Origin of the sequence: Pantoea sp. SIMBA_079 (genome assembly GCF_046940275.1) — a bacterium.
Taxonomy (GTDB): domain Bacteria; phylum Pseudomonadota; class Gammaproteobacteria; order Enterobacterales; family Enterobacteriaceae; genus Pantoea; species Pantoea borealis.
On record NZ_JAWRYR010000740.1, the window covers coordinates 1 to 246 of the forward strand.

Here is a 246-nt window from a genome sequence, read left to right on the forward strand (position 1 = left end):
GACGGCAGCGCCGGCCCTGGCCTCCACCACCATCCCCGGCGCGATCACCTCGGTCACCACGGACAAGACCGCCTACGGCTACAACGAGCGCCTGAAGCTCACCTTCGGCTGGGCGGTGCCGGACGGGAGCCAGCCCGGCGACACCTTCACGCTGGACCTCCCGGACGAACTGGCCGCCGCGAGCCTCGCCCGCTTCCAGCTGACCGCCCCGGACGGTCAGACGGTCGCCACTGCGGACTGGAACGG

At 72.4% G+C, this 246-nt stretch carries 1 protein-coding gene; it reads left to right on the forward strand.

Annotated elements, in window-relative coordinates; all coding sequences use genetic code 11:
- Positions 1–246, forward strand: a 246-nt coding sequence (locus tag SB719_RS21925; protein ID WP_412159999.1) for an Ig-like domain-containing protein, incomplete at both ends; no start/stop codon positions are given.